Source organism: Syntrophomonas sp. UBA5494, from assembly GCF_002426325.1.
This window is the reverse complement of record NZ_DIPG01000030.1, coordinates 264-5,966: the sequence shown is the minus strand read 5'-3', so window position 1 is coordinate 5,966 and position 5,703 is coordinate 264. Positions and strand designations below refer to the sequence as shown.

The following is a 5,703-nucleotide window of genomic DNA, read 5'->3' as shown; positions in this document are numbered from 1 at the left end:
CAGGTGAAGCAGGTTTTTGAGGCGGAAAAGCTGGCCCGGGAATGGGAGACGCATCTGCCGGGATATGAAATAGAAAGCTGGCAGGAGAGCAATGCCTCGATGCTGTCGGCTTTGAGCAGCCAGAGCAGTTCCAGTTATACCATTCAATTTTTTGTGCTTTTAGCCGTTACTTTGGGGGTAGCCTCGGTGCTGGCCATCAGTGCGGTACAGAAATCCAAACAGATCGGGATCTTAAAAGCGATGGGAATCCGCACCAGCAGTGTGGCCCGGGTATTTGTGTTTCAGGGTATGACTCTGGGTCTATTGGGAATATTATTGGGCTTCGGCTTGGGCCTGGCCATGAGCAAGGCTTTTATTATTTTTGCCCGACAGGATTACACCTTACTTATGAAACCGCTCACTTCCGCGATAATAATACTGGCCACCATGGTGGCAGCTACATTATCAGCCTATCTGCCCGCACGCAAGGTTGCTCAGATCAATCCCATCGAGGTGATCCGCAATGGCTGAGGTATTGATTAAGGCCCGCGGTATCGTCAAGGACTTCGGTGAAACGGTCAAGACCCGGGTTCTGTTTGGCATTGATCTGGAAGTCCGGGCCGGTGAGTTCGCTTCCTTGATCGGAGCTTCCGGTTCCGGTAAAAGCACTTTGCTAAATATTATCGGCGGGCTGGACCGGCCCACTGCAGGTCAGGTTATCATTGACGGAACTGACTTGGGAAGTCTGGATGATGACGGGCTGGCCCTTTTTCGCAATCAGACCATGGGCTTTATTTTCCAATCTCATTTTTTGCTGCCGCAGTTCACCGTGCTGGAAAATGTTTTGATTCCTTATCTGATTTATGCCGGCCGGGCCACGCCTGCGGCGGAAAAACGGGCCCTGGAGCTGCTGGACAGAGTTGGGTTGAATCATCGCCGCGACCACCGGGCCAATGCCATCTCCGGCGGTGAACAACAGCGGGCCGCCATCGCCCGGGCCTTGATCAATCAGCCCCAGATGATTCTGGCCGATGAGCCTACCGGCAACCTGGACACCAGCAACACCGAAAAAGTATTTGCAATGTTGCGGGAAATCAACCTGGATTTGGGCGCCAGTTTCATCATGGTAACCCATGATCGAAGTCTGGCGGCCCGCACCGACCGCGTATTAGAAATGAGCGATGGCATGATCATCTGAAAACCTGTCAACCAGGCCTGATGATATCGGGAAGCAGTTTCTGCCATACCATCTTGAGGAAATAGCAAGGGCGAAAACCAAGGCGTCCTGAAGACCTCGCACCGCCATTTTGTTACTGCAGCAACCTCCTTTATTCGACATATAATTACATATTTCCCTAATGTAATTTGCTTTACCTACGATAATAGGATATGAGAGTCAATTATACCATCCTTGACATTTGATGTTGATATCATCCTTGCGGGACTGGACAGCCAGGGCCGGCAGCAGCCGTACGGGAACTGTGAATGAAGGGGTATATAATGCGCAGCGGCAGTCTCGAAAATACCAACCAACGCAGTTTATCGCAGCAATTAAACGAAATTGGAGGTAATAGATTTGGTAAGCAAAGCAGCAGTAGACGGATTTAAAGAGATCGCACCCGTTTTGGTGGATTTGATACCTAGAGGGGCGGTCATCGTTGTAACCGACCTGGACAAGATTGTTTGGAAAACCACAGCCAAAGCTTTAAATTTGCCCGGCATTAAGGTAGGCGACCGTCTTGACAGTCACGGGGGTTGGATTCGTGCCATAAATGAAAGGCAAGTTACCATAGAGAAGGTTGACCGCGCCGTATACGGCATACGCCTGGTATTTGCCAGTTACCCGATTATAGACGGGGATACTGTCAGTGGCGTCTTAAGCATCGGTGTAACCAGAGTGGATCCTATTGCCTTCGCGTTTAAAGACTTTGCGCCTTTGATTGTAAATATGTACCCGGAAGGCTCATTCCTTTACATGACCAATTTAGAAAGCGTGGCTATCTGTCAGGGTTCTGAAAAATTCGATATACCGGATATACAGAAGGGCGACCCCATTACCGATGATATGATAGCCCGCCAGGTTTTAAGCACTAAAAAGATGGCCATGCGGGAAACCACCGTAAACGGGGTGCCGGTCCTGGCTATCAATTATCCCTGTTTCGATACTGAAGATCCCACTCAACTGGTGGCCACTTTTGGAATCTATCTGCCCCGGCAAAACGCGGTAAACCTGCGCACTATGGCGCAGAACCTCAATCAGAGCATGAGCGAAATTTCCGCAGTGGTGCAGGAGCTGGCCGCGGCGGCGTCGCAGATTACCGCCAATGAGCAGGAATTGAACAATAATATTGCGGAAATATACCAGGTGTCCGAACAGATTAACGAGGTAATGGGATTTATCAAGCAGATAGCCGACGAGACCAAGATGCTGGGCTTAAATGCCGCCATAGAAGCGGCCCGGGCCGGAGATGTGGGGAGGGGCTTCGGCGTGGTGGCCGAGGAAATCCGCAAATTGTCTGATGAATCCAAAGGCACCGTGCAAAAGGTCAAAGTATTGACCGACCGAATCAAGGAAACTTTGGAAAAAGCCAATAGCGGCAGTAAACAAACCCTGTGCTCCAGTGAAGAGCAGGCCGCCGCCACCGAAGAAATGAGCGCCAGCATTGAGGAAATCGCCAGTATGGCTGAACAATTGGAGGGTATGGCACGCTCCATGTAAAAATCAGGGCCGTCCCCCATTGTCCGCGGGGAATGTCGTTGGCTGTCTTAAAAAGGTTTACATCCGGCGCGGACTATGCTATTTTTATTGTGTAATGGAACCAAGAAGGTTTCGTCTCTGCAGTTGTCTGGATACATAAAGGCCACGGAAGTATAATTTCGATCATATAACCGACCCATGAAGGGACCAGTCTATGAGAAACCCTTTATGGGTCGTTTTATTTGGAAAGGAGTCGATAATATGCATATGGCGGATGCCTTGATTTCGCCGGCGGTTGGCGGGGCCATGCTGGCCGTCACTGCTGGAATGGCGGCCTATTCAGCCAAGAAAATAAGCGGCGACATGGATGAAAAGAAAATTCCCTTGATGGGAGTGATGGGCGCATTCGTGTTTGCGGCTCAGATGATCAATTTCACTATACCCGCCACCGGATCCAGCGGCCACCTGGGAGGGGGAATGCTGCTCGCCATTCTGTTAGGCCCGTATGCGGGCTTTTTGACCATGGCCTCCATATTGCTGATTCAGGCCCTGTTCTTTGGAGACGGAGGCTTGCTGGCCTATGGCTGCAATGTATTTAATCTGGGTTTCTATACTTGCTTTATCGCCTATCCGTTGATATACAAATGGTTTACCCACAGAGGACTGACATCCAAGAACATCTTTTGGGGAGCCACGATCTCGGCCCTAATCGCACTGCAATTAGGTGCTTTCAGCGTCGTTCTGGAAACGCTTGCATCGGGAAGGACGGAACTTCCTTTTGCCAGCTTTGTTTTGCTGATGCAGCCCATTCACCTGGCGATAGGATTGGTGGAAGGGCTGGTGACCGCGGCCGTGGTTGCCTTTGTATGGAAGGCCCGGCCGGAAGTGCTTGAAAAAGCCGCCGCCGGCGAGGCTATGGGCAATATATCCATTAAGAAGGTTTTAACCGGACTGGTTGTAGCTGTTGTGATAGTGGGCGGGGCTCTGTCCTGGTTCGCCTCGTCCAGTCCCGACGGACTGGAGTGGTCTATGGAAAGAATCGCGGGTACAGCGGAACTGGAAGCTCCCGCAGGTATTCATCAAGCCTTATCGGACCTGCAAAGCAAAACTGCTTTCATGCCTGATTACGGCTTCAAAGCCTCTGAAGAAGAAATTGTGGAAGCAGCCGCCGCTGAAGAAGCTGCAGGGACCTGGCCCGCGGTTGACGCTGGAACCAGTGTGGCAGGTCTGGTCGGAGGCGCCCTGACCCTGATTATGGCAGCCTTGATCGGCTACGTCATCAGTTTATCCAAAAAGAAAGGCAGCAGGGCTGCTGCGTAATAATAACCTCGGGGCAGGAATTCCCCCCTCCTGCCCTCATCTTTATTTAGGATTTGATTAATCTGGCCACTATGAACGACGCTCTACACAACATACGGATTTGGGATGACCTGGCCCGGCGGCAGAATGCCGTGAACAATCTTCATCCCCTCGTCAAGCTGCTCACCACAATCTTTTATTTGATTGTGGTAGTGTCATTTGGCAGGTATGAAATAAGCTCACTCTTGCCGCTGATCTTTTATCCGGTCGTCATTTTTTCCCTGGCGGAGCTGCCCCTGGGAGAGGTGCTGAAGCGCATTGCCTGGGCCATGCCGTTCGTAATCGGGATCGGTATATTCAACCCGGTGTTTGATCATCAAACGGTGGAGTTGTTGGGATTCACCATCTCCAGAGGATGGCTGACATTTATATCCATTTTGATAAAATGCGTTTTGACCGTGGCGGCCGGCATCCTTTTGGTGGCCACTACGGGAATGGAGAGATTGGGAGCGGCCCTGCGCATGATCCGGGTTCCCAGGGTTTTTGTTTTGCAGTTGCTGTTGACTTACCGGTATATATCGGTTCTGGGAAATGAACTGGCCAGGATGCTCAGGGCCTATTCCCTGCGCGCTCCGGGGCAGAAGGGAATAAAGCGCGAGGCCTGGGGCTCTTTAACCGGCAGTCTGTTGCTGCGGTCGTTTGACAGGGCCCAGCGGGTCTATGCGGCCATGTGCCTGCGGGGATTTGCGGGTGAGTATAACAGCGGCGCTATGGCGAAAATCGGCGCCGGAGATTTAGGGTTTTTGGCGGGGTGGAGCACGTTTTTCATAATGGCGCGATTATATGATTGGCCCTTATGGCTGGGTTCGTTATTAACGGGGGTTTTTTAAATGAGTCATCATAAAGTCGAAGTGAGTAACCTGCATTTTTCCTACCCCGATGGACACCAAGCCATACGCGGGATGTCTTTCACTATCTTTCACGGCGAATCGGTGGGGGTCATCGGAGCCAACGGAGCAGGCAAATCCACCCTCCTCATGCTGTTGATGGGCATACTCTTTCCGGATTCGGGTGAAATCTTAGTGGGTGATACCCGTCTGACTAAGAAGACCTTGCCCATGATCCGGCAGAGATTGGGCATGGTATTCCAGGATCCCGACGATCAGCTGTTTATGACCACGGTCGGGGACGATGTCGCCTTTGGGCCCAGGAATTATCAGCTGGATGAGGCGGAAGTTGAAAGCAGGGTCATCGAGGCTCTGACCCAAGTAGGAATTCCTCATCTGAAAGACCGGGCGCCTTTTAAACTGTCAGGCGGGGAAAAGCGGGCCGCCGCCATCGCCACGGTGCTGTCCATGAGGCCTGATATTTTGATCATGGATGAACCGACCTCATTCCTCGATCCCCAGTCCCGGCGACGGGTTATGGGACTGCTGAAAAGTTTCGAACATACTAAAATAATCACCAGCCATGATTTGGACATGGTCTTAGAAACCTGCCGGCGGGTTATTGTGATAAAAGACGGCTTAGTCGCAGCGGATGGCCCGGCCGGCGAGATTTTAAAAAACCAACCGCTATTGGACGGCTGCGGGCTTGAAATGCCGCTTTCCCTGCAAAGTTGTCCTAACTGCGGAGCCTCCAAGTACGAGGTTGAATAAAGCGCCTCCCGCCCCATTTATTCGGGATGTTGGCTTTATCAGTGCCGTACGGCCCATCTGTTTAGCTAT

At 51.6% G+C, this 5,703-nt stretch carries 6 protein-coding genes; all 6 read left to right on the top strand.

The features are described 5' to 3' along the window. On the top strand, positions 1-510 hold a 510-nt coding region (locus B3W37_RS02940), incomplete at its 5' end, for an ABC transporter permease (protein WP_483174735.1). Then, complete coding sequence (locus B3W37_RS02935) at positions 503-1,177, top strand: ABC transporter ATP-binding protein (RefSeq protein ID WP_483174734.1); 675 nt, start codon at positions 503-505, stop codon at positions 1,175-1,177. The genes B3W37_RS02940 and B3W37_RS02935, both read left to right, overlap by 8 nt. Before the next feature lie 378 nt (positions 1,178-1,555). Continuing rightward, complete coding sequence (locus B3W37_RS02930) at positions 1,556-2,698, top strand: methyl-accepting chemotaxis protein (RefSeq protein ID WP_483174733.1); 1,143 nt, start codon at positions 1,556-1,558, stop codon at positions 2,696-2,698. A gap of 240 nt (positions 2,699-2,938) precedes the next feature. Next, the gene (locus tag B3W37_RS02925; protein ID WP_483171881.1) at positions 2,939-3,997 is read left to right on the top strand and encodes an energy-coupling factor ABC transporter permease; all 1,059 of its coding nucleotides are present in this window, start codon (positions 2,939-2,941) and stop codon (positions 3,995-3,997) included. A gap of 62 nt (positions 3,998-4,059) precedes the next feature. Continuing rightward, complete coding sequence (cbiQ, locus tag B3W37_RS02920) at positions 4,060-4,866, top strand: cobalt ECF transporter T component CbiQ (protein WP_483171884.1); 807 nt, start codon at positions 4,060-4,062, stop codon at positions 4,864-4,866. Next, the gene (locus B3W37_RS02915; protein ID WP_483171882.1) at positions 4,867-5,634 is read left to right on the top strand and encodes an energy-coupling factor ABC transporter ATP-binding protein; all 768 of its coding nucleotides are present in this window, start codon (positions 4,867-4,869) and stop codon (positions 5,632-5,634) included. Positions 5,635-5,703: the final 69 nt, after the last annotated feature.